Here is an 18,515-nt window from a genome sequence, read left to right as displayed (position 1 = left end):
AGTGCCCACACAGATTGCTTGATTCAAATTGTTAAAGAGCGTCACGCTTGTCGCGTTGAGGAGGCGCATATTACGCTTCTCACTTCGAAAGTCAAGCGATTGTTTTCGCTTTTCTTTCGGCGCCCACTTCATTAAGAAGCTAGCTCATCAGTCCGGCGTGTTCCGCCGTGCTGGTAGGGGCGCATTATAGGGAGCCGCGCCGGGATGACAAGAGCAAAACTGCAAAAAATGGCACTTTTTGCAGTTTTCTGGTTCAACCGTTGCTTTATTAAACAAAAGCCCCGCATCGGCGGGGCTGTTCCGGGCAATAAACCCTGAATTTACATCACACTGCTACCTTTTTGACCAGAATTCACGGGCAAAGCTGCGCACCTTTTCCCAATCGGTAAACTCGAGGTCCTTGCTGGTATCGGTACTACCACCGGTGATCTTCATGATCAGCTGGATGATGCGAGTCTGCCACCAGTTATAGCGGGAGTACTGCAGCGCACCGGCAAACACACCCAGAGTTTTCGGCTTCCAGGGAGAGAGGCGCAGGAACTTCTTCATATAGGCATTGGTTTGCGGCGTCTGCTTCTCTGGCTTGCGGGCAGTCAGGTTGACGCAGAAGAAGGCCGCATTGGCCACTTCCAACTGCTCCTGATGGGCATGAATAAAGCTGAACAGGCTGGGATGGAAGTTGCCATAACGAATGGAGGCACCGATCAAGACCTTGGCATACTTGCTGAGGTTGCACATCGGCAAGGTGTGCAGGTCATGCATCACCACTTCACATCCCGGCATCTGCTCCAGCATGACATCGACTATTTTGCGGGTTTGGCCATCCCGAGAGGAATAAAGCACCAGAATCTTGTCCATAACAACCTCAACTACGCCAGAATGCAGGAGTAAACAGTACCAGAAGCGTGAAAATTTCCAATCGGCCAAACAACATGGCCACCACCAGCACCCACTGGGCCGCAGGCGAGATATTGCCGAAGTTGGCAGATACCTCTCCCAGCCCCGGACCTACGTTGGTGAAAGCCGCCGCCACGGCGGTGAATGCAGTCACTTCGTTCAGCCCCGTCATCAGCAACAGCAGCATGAATATAAAGAAGAGAATGATATAGGTAGCGAAATAGCCCCACACCGCCTCGACGATGCGCTCGGGCACCGCCCGATTCCCCAGCTTCAAGGTATAGATGGCTCTGGGGTGGACCAGCCGCTTCAGCTCGCGCATCCCCTGCATGAACAGGATCATGAAACGCATCACCTTGATGCCGCCGCCGGTACTGCCCGCGCAACAGCCGATAAAGGCGGAGAACATCAGCAGCATGGGCAGGAACGAGGGCCAGTCGGCATAGGTAGTGGTGCTGTAACCGGTGGTGGTACCCAGAGAGACTGCCTGGAACAGCCCGTGGTTGAGCGCCTCTTGCCAGGTGGCGTAGTGTCCGTGGGTCAGCAAGGCGACAAAGCAGATCATCACCAGGGTCGCTTGAATGGCCAGGAACACCTTGAGTTCCGAGTCATAGAGATAGCGCCCGATCCGAACCGGACGGTGGGAGAAAACGGTAAAGTGGAGCGCAAAGTTCACGCTGGCCAGCAGCAGGAACACCACGGTAATCAGGTTGATGATCGGACTGTTGAAGAAACCGATGCTGGCATCGTGGGTGGAGAAGCCGCCGACCGACAGAGTCGAGAACGAATGGCACACCGCATCGAACAGCGTCATCCCGGCCAGCCAGTAGGCCAGCGCACAGAGCGCTGTCAGCAGCAGATAGATGAACCAGAGCGCCTTGGCCGTTTCGGCGATACGCGGCGTCACCTTGGTATCCTTCACCGGCCCCGGGATCTCGGCACGGTAGAGCTGCATACCCCCGATACCCAGCAGCGGCAGAATGGCCACCGCCAGTACGATGATCCCCATACCACCCAGCCACTGCAGCAGCTGGCGATAGAACAGAAACGCCTTCGGCAGGTTATCGAGCCCGGTCAGTACCGTCGCCCCCGTGGTAGTCAGGCCGGAAAATGATTCGAAGAAGGCTTCCGAGACCGACATGTCCGGCACGTCGCTCATGATGAAGGGCACCGCCCCCACACTGCCCAGCACGGTCCAGAACAGCACCACGATGAGGAAGCCCTCTTTCGAGCGCATCTCCTTCTTGTGATAGCGGTTGGGAAACCAGAGCACCACGCCGAGCAGCAGAGCGATCAGAAAAGAGCTGACGAACTCGGCACCACCACCATCCCGATAGCCGAAGGCCACCAGTGCAGGCAACAGCATGGTCGAGCTGAACAGCGCAACCAGCAGGCCAACAATGCGAATAATGCTCAGGATGTGCATTACAGCTCCCTTTCCCCAATTAAAGAGCGATGGATTCTAGCCATCTAAGGGACTGAGGGATACCCGCCCATGAGTCCGGTCGGTCAATTCACGGTCCACCTGAGCCCAAACAGCGGACTCCCAAGCCACCTGCAAGGTGACCTGCTGACCGTAATCTGCCGCCAGCAATTCGCCATTATGGTTGCTGATCAGCGACTCGACCGTCCCCATGTCACCGTAATCGCAGTGAATGAGAGAGGGAGTGCGCGGCACCTTGAGCAGGGTTGGCAGCTGCTTGAGGGCAGCACCGACGCCGCCGCCATAGGCTTTGACCAGTCCACCGGTACCAAGCTGGATACCGCCGTAATACCGCACCACCACGGCGCAGATTTCACCGAGCCCCGAGCCCATCAACTGGGCCAGGATCGGCTTGCCCGCCGTACCGGACGGTTCACCATCGTCGCTGAAGCCGTAGACCTGACTATCTTGCGGCGCCCCCGCAACAAAGGCCCAGCAGTGATGGCGAGCGGTCGGATGTTGGCGCTTGATCTCGTTGACCCACCCCTTGGCCGCCTCGACGGTCGGGGTGTGGGCAATCAGGGTAATGAAGCGGCTCTTCTTTATCTCTTCGGTCAACTCCAGCGGGGCGGCTGGAATGGAGTACGCTGCCGCCATCAGAGCCCTGCTTGTCTGGTCATGTTCTCCACCCCGTTGGCGTGCAGCACTATATTGTCTTCGATGCGGATGCCACCAAACGGCCGCAGAGCCTCCACCTTGTTCCAGTTGACCCGTTTGCCCTGTTCGCCCTGACGCAGCGGCTCCAGCAGGCTGTCGATGAAGTAGAGTCCCGGCTCGATGGTGAACACCTGATCCACCTCCATCACCCGGGTGCAGCGCAGATAGGGGAACAGCTCGGGCGCCGCCAGATGGGTGCCGCGCTCATCCTGCATGAACCCGCCCGCATCGTGTACTTGCAGACCGAGGAAGTGGCCGAGGCCATGAGGGAAGAAGACATTGGTCACCCCGGTGTTGATCATCTCGTCTACCGACATGTCCACCAGCTCGGTGGTCTGCAGCAGGCGCGCCAGCTTGTGATGCATCAGCAGGTGCAGCTCGCTGTAGCGGCGACCCGGCTTGATCTCCTTGATGATCTCCTGCTGCTGCTCGTCGAGGGCAGCAATCAGATCGGCAAACTCGCCGCGCCGCCACGCCCAGGTGCGGGTGATGTCGGAGGCATAACCGTGAAAATCGACACCGGCATCGATCAGGAAGGAGTGACGCTCCACATCCGGCACCCGCAAGGCAGACAAATGGGTGTAGTGCAGGATGGCCGCATTGCGGTTGATGGCGACGATATTGCTATAAGGTGCCTCATTGGCCCCCTGCCCGACCGCCTTCATGTAGGCCAGATTGATCTCGAACTCGCTCGCCCCCGCCATAAAGGAGTCCTTGGCGGCGATATGGCCACGCACCCCGATCCGGTTCGCCTCGCGCAGACACTCCAGCTCGTAGGGGGTCTTGTAGGCACGGTGATAGTGCAGGTAGTTGAGCACCGCCTCCGGATTGGGCTGGGTCAGCCCCAGCAGCTCGGCCACCTCCAGATGACCGCCCAGGTAAGCCCACTCCTGCTTGTTGGCAGGCAGATGGTCGGCCACCTGCTCCGGGCGGGTCAGGAAACGGATATCGAAGAACTCGACCCAGAAGGCATTGGGCAGATCCGCCACCTTGTGCCAGAAATCCACCGGGCGATAGAACAGCAGCACCGGTTTGTTCACCCCGTCCACCAGCAGCCAGCAGTGGGGGTTGTCCAGCACCGGCAACCAGGCCTTGAAGTGCGGGTTTACCTTGAACGGGTAATCCTGATCATCGAGGAAGATGCGGTGGGTCTGGCCGGAGTGGATGGCCAGCCCGCTGAGCCCCTGTTGTTGCAGAATGTCGCGGGTGCGCTGCTGCAAGGTATCGAGGTGCTGGGCAAAAAGTTGGCTGTAGCTGCTCATGGCGTCCTGCTCCGAGGTGAATGTGATAGCAGCATAACACCAAGCTCGGGGCTGCTCGACCCGTCAAGCTGCCGCTTCGTGAGGTAACGCATGCGTTACAACCTGTTTGTTATCAACGAAAAACCAACCATTAACAAATCAAAAACAATTCAATACACTGCCGGTAGATACATGAAGTCAGGGATTACTCATGGACAACCTCTGCCTGTGGCAACCGGATCCGCTCGGGATGCAGCAATCCAACCTCTACCGTTTTATGGCGGAGGTGAACCGTTTCCACGGCTTGCAGTTGCAGAACTATCCGCAGCTTTACCAATGGTCGGTGGAGAAGACCACCCGTTTCTGGCCGCTGGTGTGGCAACACTGCGGCGTCAAGGGCGAACTCGGCAACATAGTGGCGGAGAACCGTCAGGATATGCAGCGCACCCGCTGGTTCCCCGACAGCCGCCTCAACTTCGCCGAAAACCTGCTGCGCCGTCAGGACGAGAGCCCGGCCATCATCTCCCGCATCGAAGGGAGCCCAAGCCGCACCCTCAGCTGGCGTGAATTGAGTGATCAGGTGGCCCGGCTGGCTCAGTGGCTGCGCCATCAGGGGATTGGTCGTGGCGATGTGGTTGCAGCCTATCTGCCCAATATTCCCCAAACCGTCGTTGCCATGCTGGCAACCACCAGCCTCGGGGCGATCTGGACCTCCACCAGCCCCGACTTTGGCGAGGCCAGTGTGGTGGAGCGCTTCGGCCAGACCCGGCCGCGGGTGCTGTTTGCAGTGGATGGCTATCGCTACAACGGCAAGGAGATCGACATTCAGCAGAAGGTCGCCAGCGTGGTGAGCCAGTTAGGCAGCATAGAGCAGACAGTGATGATCCCCCTGCTCGGCAACCCGCAGCAGCTTGGCCACGACTGGCAACAACTGCTGGCGAGCCAGCACGGTGCCCAGCTCGCCTTTGAGCCGATGGCTTTCAACGATCCGCTCTATATCCTCTACTCCTCCGGCACCACCGGAAAACCCAAGTGCATCGTGCACGGGATTGGCGGCACCCTGCTGCAACACCTGAAAGAGCACCAACTGCACTGCGACATCAAACCGGGGGAGCGGATCTTCTACTTCACCACCTGCGGCTGGATGATGTGGAACTGGCTGGTGAGCGCCCTCGCCTCCGGCGCCACTCTGGTGCTCTATGACGGCTCGCCGTTTTACCCGGACGGCAACGTGCTGTGGGATCTCGCCCGCGACGAGCAGGTCAGCTTATTCGGCACCTCGGCCAAGTATCTCGACGCGCTGCACAAGCAGGGTTATGCCCCCATCAACACCCACGACTTACCGCACTTGCGGCTGATCTGCAGCACCGGATCTGTGCTATCGCCGGAGGGATTCGACTACGTCTATCAGCAGATCAAAACAAATGTACAACTGTGCTCCATCTCAGGCGGCACCGATATCTGCTCCTGCTTCGTCATCGGCAATCCGCTCAGCCCTGTCTATCGCGGCGAGAGCCAAGGGCGCGGCCTCGGCCTCGCGGTACAGGTATTCAACGAAGCGGGCCAGCCGGTGCAGGGGGAGAAGGGCGAGCTGGTCTGCACCAAGCCGTTCCCGGCTCAGCCCATCTACGTCTGGGGCGACGAAAATGGTGACAAATACCACGCAGCCTATTTCGAGCGGTTCGACAACATCTGGTGCCACGGCGACTGGATCGAGCTGACCCCGACCGGCGGCATTCTGTTCTACGGCCGCTCCGACGCGACCCTCAACCCGGGCGGAGTGCGCATCGGCACCAGCGAGATCTACCGCTATGTCGAGCAGCTGGACGAGGTGGAGGAGAGCATCGTCATCGGCCAGCAGTGGCAGCAGGACGAGCGGGTGGTGCTGTTCGTCAAGCTCAAGGCGGGCTGCAAGCTGGATGAGCCGCTGCGCGAGCGGATCCGCCAGCAAATAAAGCAGCACTGCACCGCCCGCCACGTGCCCGCCCGCATCCTGCAGGTGGATGCCATCCCCCGTACCAAGTCCGGCAAGATCGTCGAACTGGCGGTGCGGGAGGTAGTGCACAACAGACCGGTCAACAACACCCACTCCCTCGCCGATCCCGAGGTGCTGAACCAGTATCGCAACCGGCCGGAACTGGCCAGTTGATAACAAACTCACATCCATCCGAGGCGCCGCAAGGCGCCTCTCTTTTGCCCGTTTTGTGATGAAGAGCTTTTACTCGATAACTGTTAAACAAATGTTTTAAATAGGTGTTGAAAATGTCTCCTTTTGGATCAATAGTGAGCCTCGCCCCCTGCTGGGGATAAAGGAGCAACACCCCCCACTGAGTGGGAACAAGGAGACACTCTCATGATCTACCAAGGCGAAACCCTGTCGGTCAGCTACCTCGAAAACGGCATTGCCGAGCTGAGGTTTGATGCCCCGGGTTCAGTCAACAAGCTGGATCGCGCTACCCTGCTCTCCCTGAGCGAAGCGATCGCCGCACTACAACAAGAACGTGAACTAAAAGGTCTGATCCTCACCTCCGGCAAAGACGCCTTCATCGTCGGTGCCGATATTACCGAATTCCTGGAACTGTTCGATCTGCCGCAAGAAGATCTGCTCGGCTGGCTGAAAAAGGCCAACGACATCTTCAACGCCATCGAAGATCTGCCGGTGCCGACCCTCTCCGCCATCAAGGGCCACGCCCTGGGCGGCGGCTGCGAGACCATCCTCTCTACCGACTTCCGTCTGGCCGACACCACAGCCAAAATCGGCCTGCCCGAGACCAAACTCGGCATCATGCCGGGCTTTGGCGGCACAGTCCGTCTGCCGCGGGTGATCGGCGCCGATAACGCGCTGGAGTGGATCACCACCGGCAAGGATGTCCGTGCCGATGACGCCCTCAAGGTGGGTGCCATCGATGCCGTGGTCGCCCCCGATGCGCTGCAGGGCGCTGCGGTGCAGATGATCAAAGATGCCATCGCGGGCAAGCTGGACTGGCAGAGCCGTCGCGCCGCCAAAAAAGCGCCGCTGCGCCTCTCCAAACTGGAAGCCATGATGAGCTTCACCACCGCCGCCGGCATGGTTGCCGCCGTGGCGGGCAAACATTACCCGGCGCCAATGACCGCGGTGAAAACCGTCGAGGCCGCCGCAGGTATGGGCCGTGACGAGGCGCTCAACGTCGAGGCGCAGGGCTTTATCAAGCTGGCCAAGACCGATGTCGCCAAGGCGCTGGTCGGTATCTTCCTCAATGATCAGCACATCAAGGCGCTGGCCAAGAAGGCGGCCAAGCAGGCAGCTAAGGCCACTAGCCACGCCGCCGTACTGGGTGCCGGCATCATGGGGGGCGGCATCGCCTACCAGTCTGCCAGCAAGGGCATTCCGGCGGTGATGAAGGATATCAACGAGAAGGCGCTGGCTCTTGGCATGGGTGAAGCCACCAAGCTGCTCAACGGCCAGCTCGAGAAGGGCCGCATCGACGGCATCAAGATGGGCCAGGTGCTCTCCGCCATCACCCCGACCCTCAGCTATGACAACGTCAAGCATGTGGACGTAGTGGTCGAAGCCGTGGTCGAGAATCCCAAGGTGAAGGCCGCCGTACTGGGCGAAGTGGAAGGGATCATTGGCGAAGACGCCGTGCTCGCCAGCAACACCTCCACTATTCCCATCTCCCTGCTGGCAAAGGGCTTGAAGCGCCCGCAGAACTTCTGCGGCATGCACTTCTTCAACCCGGTGCACCGCATGCCGCTGGTGGAGATCATCCGCGGCGAGCAGACCTCCGATGAAACCATCAACCGCGTGGTGGCCTATGCCGCCGCCATGGGCAAGTCCCCGGTCGTGGTCAACGACTGCCCGGGCTTCTTCGTCAACCGGGTGCTGTTCCCCTACTTCTTCGGCTTCAACAAGCTGGTTGCCGATGGCGCCGACTTCGCCGCCGTCGACAAGGTGATGGAGAAGGAGTTCGGCTGGCCGATGGGCCCCGCCTACCTGCTGGACGTGGTCGGCATCGACACCGGTCACCATGCCGGTGATGTGATGGCGCAGGGCTTCCCGGCGCGCATGAGCAAGGAAGGCCGCACCGCCATCGACGTGATGTATGAGGTGAGCCGCTTCGGTCAGAAGAATGGCAAGGGTTTCTACGCTTACGAGCAGGACAAGAAGGGCAAGCCGAAGAAGGTAGCCGATGCCGCCAGCTACGAGCTGCTGGCCCCGATTGCCAAGCCGAAACAAGACTTTGACAAGGAAGCCATCATCGCTCGCATGATGATCCCGATGATCAACGAAGTAGTGCTCTGTCTGGAAGAGGGCATTGTTGCCACCCCAGCCGAAGCCGACATCGCACTGGTCTACGGTCTGGGCTTCCCTCCCTTCCGTGGTGGCGTGTTCCGCTATCTGGACACTATCGGTCTGGATCGCTACGTGGCCATGGCCGACCAGTATGCCGACTTGGGCCCGCTCTACCGCGTCAGCGACAAGCTGCGTGAGATGGCCGCCCAGGGCAAAACCTTCTACTGATTGCGGAAAGGAGATCCATTCATGAAAGACGTAGTCATTGTCGACTGTATCCGGACCCCGATGGGCCGGTCCAAGGGCGGCGCCTTCCGCAACGTGCGTGCAGAAGACTTGTCCGCGCACCTGATGAAATCCATCCTGCTGCGCAACCCCAACCTCGACCCGAACGAGATCGAGGATATCTACTGGGGCTGCGTGCAGCAGACCCTGGAGCAGGGCTTCAACATCGCCCGTAACGCCGCGCTGCTGGCCGGTATTCCGAAGCAGGTGGGGGCGTTCACCGTCAACCGTCTGTGCGGCTCCAGCATGCAGGCGCTGCACGATGCCTCCCGTGCCATTCAGGTGGGTGATGGGGACATCTTCATCATCGGCGGCGTCGAGCACATGGGTCATGTACCGATGAGCCACGGCGTCGACTTCCACCCAGGCATGGCCAAGTCGGTGGCGAAAGCCTCCGGCATGATGGGGCTGACCGCCGAAATGCTCGGCAAGCTGCACGGCATCAGCCGCCAGCAGCAGGACGAGTTTGCCGCCCGCTCCCACCGCCGCGCTTATGCTGCGACCGTGGAAGGGCGCTTCGCCAAAGAGATCGTCGGGCTGGAAGGCCATGACGCCAGCGGCGCCCGCTTCTTCTACGACTACGACGAGGTGATCCGCCCGGAGACCACGGTCGATGGCTTAAGCCAGCTGCGCCCGGCATTTGACCCGGTCAACGGCACCGTCACCGCTGGCAGCTCCTCGGCGCTGTCCGATGGCGCCGCCGCCATGCTGGTGATGAGTGCGGATCGCGCCAAGGCCCTCGGCCTCACGCCCCGCGCCAGAGTGCGTGCCATGGCCGTGGCCGGTTGCGATGCCGCCATCATGGGTTACGGCCCGGTGCCAGCCACCCAGAAGGCGCTCAAGCGGGCCGGTCTGACCATCGGCGATATCGATCTGTTCGAGCTGAACGAGGCGTTTGCCGCCCAGTCCCTGCCCTGCGTGAAGGATTTGGGTCTGCAGGATCTGGTGGACGAGAAGGTCAACCTCAACGGCGGCGCCATTGCGCTGGGCCACCCGCTCGGCTGCTCCGGTGCGCGCATCTCCACCACCCTCATCAACCTGATGGAGGAGAAGGATGCCACCCTGGGCGTGGCCACCATGTGTATCGGTCTGGGTCAGGGCATCGCTACCGTATTCGAACGGGTGTGATAACCAGCCGGATCAACAGGATGCACTACTGTTAGGGGTTGCCACCATGTGTATCGGCCTGGGTCAGGGTATCGCCACCGTGTTTGAACGGGTGTGATAACCAGCCGGATCGACGGGATGCACTACTGAGAGTTGTCCCTTTTCGGGGTCAGTCTGACTGGCCCCTTTTCAAGTCTGTGACGATCGCCACACGGGGTGATCGTCAGTGGTCAGAAGCTGTCTGTTGGCCGTCCCGTTTGGGTCGGCCTTTTTTCGTTTTAACCTTATCAATAGGCTGTTATTGCCTTAAACCTCACATTAGATGGGGGGCTTGCTTGCTTTTTACTCCCCCGACAGGTTCAATCTGCACAAAAAAATGGGTGGATGCACATACATATGTCAATGAGCAAACAACTGCTGATCGTCGATGACGACCAAGAGATCCGCGAGCTGCTCAATGAGTACCTGACCCGGGCGGGCTTTCAGGTATTGACGGCAGCGGAGGGTAACGAGATGCGCCAGCAACTCGCCCAGCACAGCCCGGACCTGATTATTCTGGACATCATGATGCCCGGCGAGGACGGTTTTACCCTCTGCCAGCAGATCCGTCGTGACTCCCAGGTGCCCATCATCATGCTGACCGCCGCCTCCGACGAAGCGGATCGGGTGATCGGCCTGGAACTGGGTGCCGACGACTATATCGCCAAGCCGTTCAGCCCCCGTGAACTGCAGGCCCGCATCAAGGCACTGCTGCGCCGCGCCGAATTCCGCCAGCCGGAAAAAGAGAAAGAGCCGAGCCGCCGCCTGCGTTTTGCCGAGTGGACCCTCGACACCCTGAGCCACCAGCTGACCCATGACGATGGCAGCCTGCTGGATCTCTCCGGCAGCGACGCCATGCTGCTCGGCATGTTCCTGCAACAGCCCGGCGTGGTGCTGGATCGGGACACCATCTCCGATGCCACCCGCGGCCGCGAAAGCCTGCCGATGGAGCGCGGCATCGACGTGCAGATCAGCCGTCTGCGCCAGAAGCTGGGCGACAACGGCAAGAGCCCACGCATCATCAAGACCATTCGCGGCAGCGGTTACATGCTGATTGCCGAGGTGCACGAACTGCCATGAGCAACAAGTGGTCCTGGGGGGCGCTGGTGCCCCGCTCCCTGCTGTCACGGATGATCCTGCTGCTGTTGCTGGCCATCCTGCTCTCCCAGACCATTCTGACCGGCATCTGGATGCAGCAGATCCAGAAGCGGGAGCTGGAGGGGATGATCAGCACCACCCGCAACCTGGCGCTCTCCGCTGCCTCCACCGTCAACTTCTTCAAATCCCTGCCGCTGCAGTATCGCCATATCGCGCTGGACCAGCTGCGCAACATGGGTGGCAGCCGCTTCTTCGTTTCGCTCAACGAGGAAGAGATCCACATCAACGCCATCCCCGAGAGCGAGCGCAAGACGCTGGTGCTGCAGGAGGTGCAGGGGGTGCTGACCCGCAAGCTCTCCGATGCCATGGCGATCAAGGTGGACTTCTCCCGACCCGACGACTTGCACGTCTTCAACAACGACACCTTGCTGGCAGACCTACCCTCCTCCTGGGCCCGCTACACCCTGTCGCTGGAACCGCTCAATCCGCCGGTACTGGTGACCCAGATCGAGATTGAAAAGGGGGAGTGGCTCTATCTGGCGGCCCTGCTGCCCGCCCCCTACATGACCCTCGACGATACCGTGATGCCGAGCAATCAGGTACGTTTCATCGCCCTGATGACGGTGTTCCTCTGCTTCTTCACCTTTATGCTGGTGCGCTGGCAGACCCGCCCGCTGCGCCGTCTCGCCAAGGCGGCGGTCAACCTGGGCAAGGATATCGACCAGCCGTCGCTGAAAGAGGAAGGGGCATCGGAAATCGTGGCGGCCACCCGCGCCTTCAACATCATGCAGCACCGCATTCGCCGTTATATCGACGATAGAGAGCGGCTGTTCAGCTCCATCTCCCACGACCTCAAGACCCCCATCACCCGGCTGCGGCTGCGGGTCGAGCTGCTCGATGACGAGGTGCAGATCGGCAAGTTCAACAAGGATCTCGACGAGCTGGAGCTGATGGTGAAAGGGGCGCTGCAGACGGTCAAAGAGACCGACATCCACGAGAACATCGAGGAGATCGACATCAACGCCCTGCTGGAGCAGATGGCGGAGTCGATGAACCTGCACGACGAGCGGCTGACTATCGAAGGCCACTGCAAGTGGCCCTATCGCGGCAAGCTGCTGGCGCTCAAGCGCTGCATCGGCAATCTGGTGGACAACGGCATCAAGTACGGCCAGAAAGTGCGCATCATCATCATGGATGACGAGGAGATGCTGATCCTCTTCATCATGGACGAGGGCCCCGGCCTGCCGGACGATCAGTTCGAGCGCATCTTCGAGCCCTACTACCGGCTCAGCACCGATCAGGCGGGCACCGGCCTCGGCCTTGGCATCGCCCGCAACATTGCCCACGCCCACGGCGGCGATCTGGTGCTGGAAAACCGTCCGCAAGGTGGCCTGCAGGCCACGCTCTCCCTACCAAGGCAGTAACCTTATGAAGTGGTTGTCTTTTTCTGTCATCGCCCTGCTATCACTACCGGCGTGCGCCTCTCAGGTGGAGGTGCTGCACTGGTGGACCTCCGGCGGTGAAGCCAAGGCCGTGGAGGTGCTCAAATCCGAGTGGACCGAACAGGGCAACCAGTGGAACGACTTTGCAGTACAGGGCGGCGGCGGCAAGAGCGCCATGACGGTATTGAAGAGCCGGGCACTGGCAGCCAACCCGCCGGAGGCGGCCCACCTCAAGGGCTATGAACTCAAGGAGTGGGCCGGGCTCGGTTTTCTGCGCGATCTCAGCCCGATGGCCGAACACCTCGGCTGGTACGCCAAAATGCCCCCCATGGTGCGTGACACCCTCAGCCAGAGTGACGCCCTGATGGCGGTGCCGACCGGCATTCACCGGGTAAACTGGTTGTGGCTCAACCGCAAGGTGTTCGAGCAGCAGAAGCTGACTCCGCCCACCGACTGGGCCCAGTTCGTCACCATCGCCGACCAGCTTAAAAAACGGGGGATCACCCCGCTCGCCATCGGCAACGAGCCCTGGCAGCTGGCGGTGTTGTTTGAAACGGTGGCGCTCGGTGAGGGCGGCAAGGAGTTCTACCGCAAGGCATTCCTCGAACAGGACAGCGCCACCCTGACCGGCCCCGACATGGTGCGGGTGCTGACCCGCTTCCAGCAGCTACGTGCCTATGTGCCGCAAAAATACGCCGGTCTGAAGTGGCATCAGGCCACCAATCTGCTGGAGAGCGGTGGCGCCGCCATGCAGGTGATGGGTGACTGGGTGAAGGGGGAGCTGAGCGCGGGCAACTATCGGCCGGGTGAGGATATCGCCTGCCTGCCGAGCCCGGGCAGCGCCGGGCTGTTCAGCTACAACCTCGACTCCATCGCCATGTTCAAACAGCGGGATCCGGCCCAGCTGCAGGCACAGGGCGAGCTGGCCCAGCTACTGATGACGCCGACATTCCAGGCAGAGTTCAACCGGGTGAAGGGATCGATCCCGGCGCTGACCAACCCCGACATGAGCAAGTTCGACCGCTGCGCCGTCCGCTCCTATCAGGATTTCCTGCTGGCGGAAAAGCAGGACAACCTGCTGCCCAGCATGGCGGAGGGGATGGCGACGCCGACCAATATGCGTCAGGCGATCATGGATGTGCTGAGCAACTACTTCAACGACCCCAAGGCCAACCCGCAGCAGACGGCGCTGCATCTGGAGCGGGCGATGCGCTCGACCCGCTGATCCGGGCAAATGGCTGATCGGCAGAAATGACAAAGGCGGAATTGCTCCGCCTTTGTTGTTGAATCGTCATCCGGTTCAGGATTGATCGTTTTCGTCCTCATCCTCGTCATAGTAATCGCTGAGCTCGATCCAGAGCCCCAACCCCACCATCACCATGGAGCCGAACCAGGTACCGGTGTTCCCGATCGGGCTGCCCGTCACTATCATGGCGAAGGACAAGAACCCCATGCCTGCATAGGCTTGTAATCTGCCGTAGGAGACCTGCATATTCACCTCCTTGTTGAATATGGTTCAATTTTTATATTACTCGTCCGGCGCAAGCTGGATAGGGCTGAATAACATTTTGGTTACATATGCTGGTTGACGGGCTGTTTGTTTGATTATTTTTTAGCCCTGAGTATCATTGGCAGCCGAATAGGTTGAAGGTTGATAATAGATGAGTGATTTATTCTGCGACGCAACTCATGAGTTGGACGCAATCGGGCTTCGTTGCCCGGAACCCGTTATGATGGTTCGCAAAAAAGTGCGGCTGATGGCGGATGGCGAGACCCTGCTGGTCAGCGCCGACGATCCTTCAACCACCCGCGACATCCCCAGTTTCTGCCGCTTTATGGATCACACCCTGGTCGCCAGCGAGACAGAGCAGGCCCCCTACCGCTATCTGATCCGCAAGGGTCAATAAGCCCCCGTACCGGAGCACTCCATGACAACCATTACCCGAATCGGCACCACCCAGCGTTGGTCAGACGTGGTCATCCACAATGGCACCCTCTACGTGGTGGAAGTGCCCGTCAGCGAAGAGGCTGACATCCACCAGCAGACCCGCGAAGTGCTGGCGAGCCTGCAACGCCTGCTGGAAGCCAACGGCTCCGGCGTCGACAAGATCCTGATGGCCAACATCTATCTCAAAGACATTCAGGACATCGCTGCCTTCAACGAGCAGTGGGATGCCTGGATCCCGGCTGGCACTGCACCGGTTCGCGCCTGCGTACAGGCCCGTCTGGCCCACGACGGCTACAAGGTCGAAGTGCAGCTCACTGCCGCTGTCTAAGTAAAACGGGATGCCTGGCTCCCCTGATGCCGACACCGCACCGGTTCGCGCCTGCGTACAGGCCCGCCTGGCCCACGAAGGCTACAAGGTGGAAGAGCAGCTGACTGCAGCGGTCTAAGAGGCGGTTATCCCCCTCATCCCCGCCCCTTCTCCCGCAAGGGGAGAAGGGAGCAAAGAATAAGGAGCCATTGCTCGCCACGGCTCCAATAGAAAGACCCCGCCATCACTGGCGGGGCCTTTTCGTTACCAAAACCTGAACGACTTAGGCGGTCGGGGTCAGGGTAATGGTCACGCGACGGTTCTGGGCTTTGCCAGCCGCGGTGCTGTTGGAGGCGATCGGCTGATCCGGGCCTACACCTGTGGTGGAGATGCGGCTGCCAGCGACACCCTGACCAATCAGCTGGGCGGCAACGGCATCGGCACGCTCGCGGGAGAGCTTCATGTTCAGATCGCGGGAGCCGCTGCTGTCGGTGTGACCAACCACGTTCAGGCGGGTCTTGTCGAACTCGGCAACCACCATGGCCACACCGGAGAGGGTGTTGGCACCGGCCGCTTTCAGCTGGGCGCTGGAGCTGTCGAAGGTGACGTTGTTCGGCATATTGAGGATCAGCTGGTCGCCATTGCGGGTGACGCTGACGCCGGTGCCTTGCAGCTTATCGCGCAGCTTGGCTTCCTGCACATCCATGTAGTAACCGATACCGCCGCCCAGCGCCGCACCTGCCGCCACGCCAGTCAGGATCCCCTTCTTGCGGTCACCCTTGCTGGAGGACATGGCACCGATTGCCGCGCCGGTTGCGGCACCGGCCAGCGAACCCCAGACCGCCTTGGAGGTCTGCTGCTCACCTGTGTAGGGGTTGGTAGTACAGCCGCTCAGGGCCACGGCCAGCGCAACCGCCGGAACAATTGTCTTGAAATGCATGAAAAAAAACCTCTGAAAAAACCGACTCAAAACCACAAAGCGCGCATTCTACCCCAGCCGCGTGCCAAGGTGTGACGTCAGGATACGGATTGCGCCCTCTTCTGGCGGATGGCCGCCATTATGCCGGGGTGCACTGGACAAGAGCTGAACACCGGACTATCCCCCATGACCGAGCCCCCGGGCACAAACGACAGCGGGCTGGCTGACGCCATTGACTACTATTGAAGGCACTATCAATAGATCTTTGAGGTCTCGCCATGTTTGCACTGCTTCGCAACCTCTCGATCCGCCATCTGCTGTTGGGCGCGAGCCTGGTTATCCTGCTGACTATGGTGCTGGGCGGCATCTGGCGCAGCACCCTGACCGATCGGCTCGGACAACTGCCAGAGCAGCTGATCACCAGCGCCAACCGACAAATCACCCTGCAGGAGCTGCGTTATCACACCACTCAGGTGCAGCAATTTCTGACCGATGCAGCCGTCTCGGGGGAGCAGGACTCCGTTACCGAGGCGGAGCAGCATGCCCAGACTGCCCGGCAACTGCTCGACACCCTGCCGCAGTTGCAGAGTGCTCTCACCCCCTTGCTGGCCCGCCAACTGGAGATAGGCAAACGGATGGTCGATGCCTATCTGAAGGAGGGACGCGAAGCGGGCAACCGCCTGATGAAACAGCCGGGCGAGGGATTTGACGCGATAACCGATAGCATCGCCACTCAGGTGGCAGGGGCGCTGGAGCAGCAACAACAACAGCTGATGGGTCAGGAGCGGGAGATCGCCAGCCAAAGCAGCGCCCTGCAAAGCCAGGATCTGCTGCTGCTCGTGGTCAGCCTCACCATCATCATGCTGATGTTGCTGCTGATCCATCTCAAGACGGTGCGGCCACTGCAACAGCTGATGACCCAGCTGGTCGAGCTGGCCAACCACAGCCACAACCTCACGTTCCGGCTGCGCAGCCGCGGGCAGGACGAATTCGCCTACCTCGCCACCGTCTTCAACCGCTTCCTCGACAATATCGACAGCCTGATCGGCTCGGTGCAGCAGGTTTCTCACAAGACCCACGACAAGATGGCGCTGCTGATGAACCATTCCGGCAGCACCCTGAGCAGCATGCAGCGGGCGCAGCAAAGTACCGACATGCTGGCGACCGCCATCAACGAAATGACCGCCACCGTCCACAACATCGAACACAACACCGAGCAGGCCAGTCAGGATACCCTGCTCACCCAGCAGCAGGCCCACGATGGCCAGCAGCAAGTGAGCCAGACCATCGCCCTGATCCGTCAGGTGGCCACCCATATCGAGCAATCCGCCGGTGAGGTGACCCGGCTGGATCAGGAGAGCAGCCAGATCGGCAACATTCTGCAGGTGATCAGCACCATCTCGGAACAGACCAACCTGCTGGCGCTCAACGCCGCTATCGAGGCGGCCCGGGCTGGCGAACAGGGGCGCGGCTTTGCGGTGGTCGCCGACGAGGTACGTCAGCTGGCAACCCGCACCCAGGCCGCCACCGTCGATATCCAGCAGCGGATCGAAGCGTTGCAGAACAACACCCGCCATGCCGTCAGCACCATGCATACCACCCGCAACGTCAGCGAACAGGCGGTCAACCAGGCCGCGGGCACCGGCGAAACCCTCAATGCCATTGTCTCGGCCATTACCCGGGTCGCCGACATGAATGGTCAGATCGCCACGGCAGCCGAGCAACAGGCTCAGGTCGCGGAAGAGACCAATCGCAACGTCATGCAGGTTGCCAATATTGCTCGTGAATGCCTCGAGCTGGCCCGCGAGAGTCGTGCCCACACGCGCGACCTGAACCAGTCCAATGAGGAGATCAGCCTGATCAGCGACCAGTTCGAGGTGAGCCAGCAGCAATCAACGGGCCATGAACACGACCTGCTGCGCTGGAACGAAACGTTCATGGTGGGTGTGGCAAGCGTGGATCGCCAGCATCAGGGCCTGTTCGACGCGATGAACCGCTTCTACCACGCGGTCAGTGATAACAGTCCGGCGCAGGTGCGCAAACAGCGGCTGGACGAGCTGCTCAAGCTGGCAATTCAGCACTTTGCCGACGAGGAGCGCAGTATGGAACAGGCGCGCTATCCCGAGCTGCAACGCCACAAACAGGAGCATGCCAGGCTGCTGGCCGAGCTGGGCAACCTGATCCGCCGCGAAGATGGCGACGAACAGGATCTCAACATGGAGATGATCATCTTCCTCAAGAGCTGGCTGCTCAACCATATCCTGAAGGTGGACAAGCAATACAGCGAGTGCATGGTAAAGGCGGGAGTAGCGTAAGCCGCCACCCGGCGACCAGATGCAAAAAGGCTCCCGTTTTCGGGAGCCTTTTTCTTGTCACACTGTTTGGCTGCCAGCGGTTGGCCAGATCGGGCCACTGCCATGAAGCGAGGATCAGCGGCGGCGGATATCCCGCGCATCTTCCCGCACATCCTGCTTGAACTGGCGCTTGTCCTGACGGCAGTCGACGTTGTTCAGGTACTCTTCCTGACGGCAATCCTGCTTCATGTCGCGAGCCTGCGGGCGGCCATCCTGACGCACATCGCGGGCATCCTGACGGGCGTCCTGATGACCGGTGTAGCTATCCTGACGAACATCCCGAGCGTCGCTGCGGGCATCCTGACGAATGTCGCGCGCCTCTTTGACCGCCAGCGCAGGCAGTGAGGTCAGCAAGGTGGCGCAAGCCAGGATCAGGGCGCGGCAGGCGCGTCCGCGAACAGTGATGAAAGACATGAATGACTCCTTGATTGGGGAGCGCAATTCTGAACGGCCATCACTGTATCC

Annotated in this window: 16 protein-coding genes and 1 pseudogene; 10 read left to right on the top strand and 7 right to left on the bottom strand. The window is 60.4% G+C overall.

Features of this window, described 5'->3' with window-relative positions; genetic code table 11:
* Window positions 1-333: 333 nt before the first annotated feature.
* The 4 genes from hemG to pepQ are packed head-to-tail and all read right to left on the bottom strand — an operon-like array spanning window position 334 to window position 4,299.
* Window positions 334-858 carry a menaquinone-dependent protoporphyrinogen IX dehydrogenase gene (gene hemG, locus OKC27_RS14800; RefSeq protein WP_058053211.1) on the bottom strand — a complete coding sequence of 175 codons (525 nt, stop codon included), beginning with the start codon at window positions 856-858 and terminating at the stop codon, window positions 334-336.
* A gap of 7 nt (window positions 859-865) precedes the next feature.
* Window positions 866-2,323 (bottom strand): TrkH family potassium uptake protein, encoded by a 1,458-nt coding sequence (locus tag OKC27_RS14795; protein ID WP_182938529.1) that lies wholly within the window; start codon window positions 2,321-2,323, stop codon window positions 866-868.
* A gap of 36 nt (window positions 2,324-2,359) precedes the next feature.
* Entirely contained in the window at window positions 2,360-2,977 is a 618-nt protein-coding gene (locus OKC27_RS14790; RefSeq protein ID WP_075111864.1) for a YigZ family protein, read from the bottom strand.
* Window positions 2,977-4,299 carry a Xaa-Pro dipeptidase gene (pepQ, locus tag OKC27_RS14785; protein WP_042656826.1) on the bottom strand — a complete coding sequence of 441 codons (1,323 nt, stop codon included), beginning with the start codon at window positions 4,297-4,299 and terminating at the stop codon, window positions 2,977-2,979. The genes OKC27_RS14790 and pepQ overlap by 1 nt, the downstream gene beginning before the upstream one ends.
* 190 nt (window positions 4,300-4,489) lie before the next feature.
* On the opposite strand from pepQ, the gene OKC27_RS14780 reads away from it, so the two are divergent.
* The 6 genes from OKC27_RS14780 to OKC27_RS14755 all read left to right on the top strand — a co-directional run bounded on the left by OKC27_RS14780 (window position 4,490) and on the right by OKC27_RS14755 (window position 13,747).
* Window positions 4,490-6,427: an acetoacetate--CoA ligase gene (locus OKC27_RS14780; protein ID WP_182938530.1), complete on the top strand. Its 1,938-nt coding sequence runs from the start codon at window positions 4,490-4,492 to the stop codon at window positions 6,425-6,427.
* A gap of 204 nt (window positions 6,428-6,631) precedes the next feature.
* On the top strand, window positions 6,632-8,779 hold the full coding sequence (gene fadB, locus OKC27_RS14775) for a fatty acid oxidation complex subunit alpha FadB (RefSeq protein ID WP_182938531.1): 2,148 nt from the start codon (window positions 6,632-6,634) through the stop codon (window positions 8,777-8,779).
* A 21-nt stretch (window positions 8,780-8,800) separates the two neighbouring features.
* Window positions 8,801-9,964, top strand: a complete 1,164-nt coding sequence (fadA, locus tag OKC27_RS14770) for an acetyl-CoA C-acyltransferase FadA (RefSeq protein ID WP_270806426.1) — start codon at window positions 8,801-8,803, stop codon at window positions 9,962-9,964.
* Window positions 9,965-10,339: 375 nt separating this feature from the next.
* On the top strand, window positions 10,340-11,062 hold the full coding sequence (locus OKC27_RS14765) for a response regulator (protein ID WP_005339475.1): 723 nt from the start codon (window positions 10,340-10,342) through the stop codon (window positions 11,060-11,062).
* On the top strand, window positions 11,059-12,504 hold the full coding sequence (locus tag OKC27_RS14760; RefSeq protein ID WP_042060719.1) for an ATP-binding protein: 1,446 nt from the start codon (window positions 11,059-11,061) through the stop codon (window positions 12,502-12,504). The genes OKC27_RS14765 and OKC27_RS14760 overlap by 4 nt, the downstream gene beginning before the upstream one ends.
* A 4-nt stretch (window positions 12,505-12,508) precedes the next feature.
* Window positions 12,509-13,747 carry an ABC transporter substrate-binding protein gene (locus OKC27_RS14755; RefSeq protein WP_182938533.1) on the top strand — a complete coding sequence of 413 codons (1,239 nt, stop codon included), beginning with the start codon at window positions 12,509-12,511 and terminating at the stop codon, window positions 13,745-13,747.
* Window positions 13,748-13,822: 75 nt separating this feature from the next.
* Here the strand turns inward: OKC27_RS14755 and OKC27_RS14750 are convergent, their stop codons facing one another.
* Window positions 13,823-14,014 (bottom strand): hypothetical protein, encoded by a 192-nt coding sequence (locus OKC27_RS14750; RefSeq protein ID WP_182938534.1) that lies wholly within the window; start codon window positions 14,012-14,014, stop codon window positions 13,823-13,825.
* Between the two features lie 169 nt (window positions 14,015-14,183).
* Between OKC27_RS14750 and tusA the strand changes: the two genes are divergently transcribed.
* The 3 genes and pseudogenes from tusA to OKC27_RS14735 all read left to right on the top strand — a co-directional run.
* A complete protein-coding gene (tusA, locus tag OKC27_RS14745; RefSeq protein WP_005342448.1) occupies window positions 14,184-14,429 on the top strand; it encodes a sulfurtransferase TusA in 246 nt (81 codons plus the stop codon).
* A 21-nt stretch (window positions 14,430-14,450) separates the two neighbouring features.
* Entirely contained in the window at window positions 14,451-14,798 is a 348-nt protein-coding gene (locus tag OKC27_RS14740; RefSeq protein ID WP_075111870.1) for a RidA family protein, read from the top strand.
* A gap of 28 nt (window positions 14,799-14,826) precedes the next feature.
* A pseudogene (locus tag OKC27_RS14735) lies at window positions 14,827-14,916 on the top strand (endoribonuclease L-PSP); the annotation flags it as partial.
* Between the two features lie 144 nt (window positions 14,917-15,060).
* Here the strand turns inward: OKC27_RS14735 and OKC27_RS14730 are convergent.
* Window positions 15,061-15,717 carry an OmpA family lipoprotein gene (locus tag OKC27_RS14730; RefSeq protein ID WP_111809622.1) on the bottom strand — a complete coding sequence of 219 codons (657 nt, stop codon included), beginning with the start codon at window positions 15,715-15,717 and terminating at the stop codon, window positions 15,061-15,063.
* A 257-nt stretch (window positions 15,718-15,974) separates the two neighbouring features.
* Here OKC27_RS14730 and OKC27_RS14725 point away from each other — a divergent pair, with 257 nt between their 5' ends.
* Window positions 15,975-18,011, top strand: coding sequence for a bacteriohemerythrin (locus OKC27_RS14725; protein ID WP_182938536.1), 2,037 nt, complete (start codon window positions 15,975-15,977; stop codon window positions 18,009-18,011).
* 114 nt (window positions 18,012-18,125) lie between these two features.
* On the opposite strand, the gene OKC27_RS14720 is transcribed toward OKC27_RS14725, so the two are convergent.
* Window positions 18,126-18,464, bottom strand: a complete 339-nt coding sequence (locus OKC27_RS14720; protein WP_042060731.1) for a hypothetical protein — start codon at window positions 18,462-18,464, stop codon at window positions 18,126-18,128.
* Between the last annotated feature and the right edge of the window lie 51 nt (window positions 18,465-18,515).

Source organism: Aeromonas sp. QDB62, assembly GCF_027705695.1.
Classification (GTDB): domain Bacteria; phylum Pseudomonadota; class Gammaproteobacteria; order Enterobacterales; family Aeromonadaceae; genus Aeromonas; species Aeromonas allosaccharophila.
This window is presented reverse-complemented; position numbering and strand designations above follow the sequence as displayed.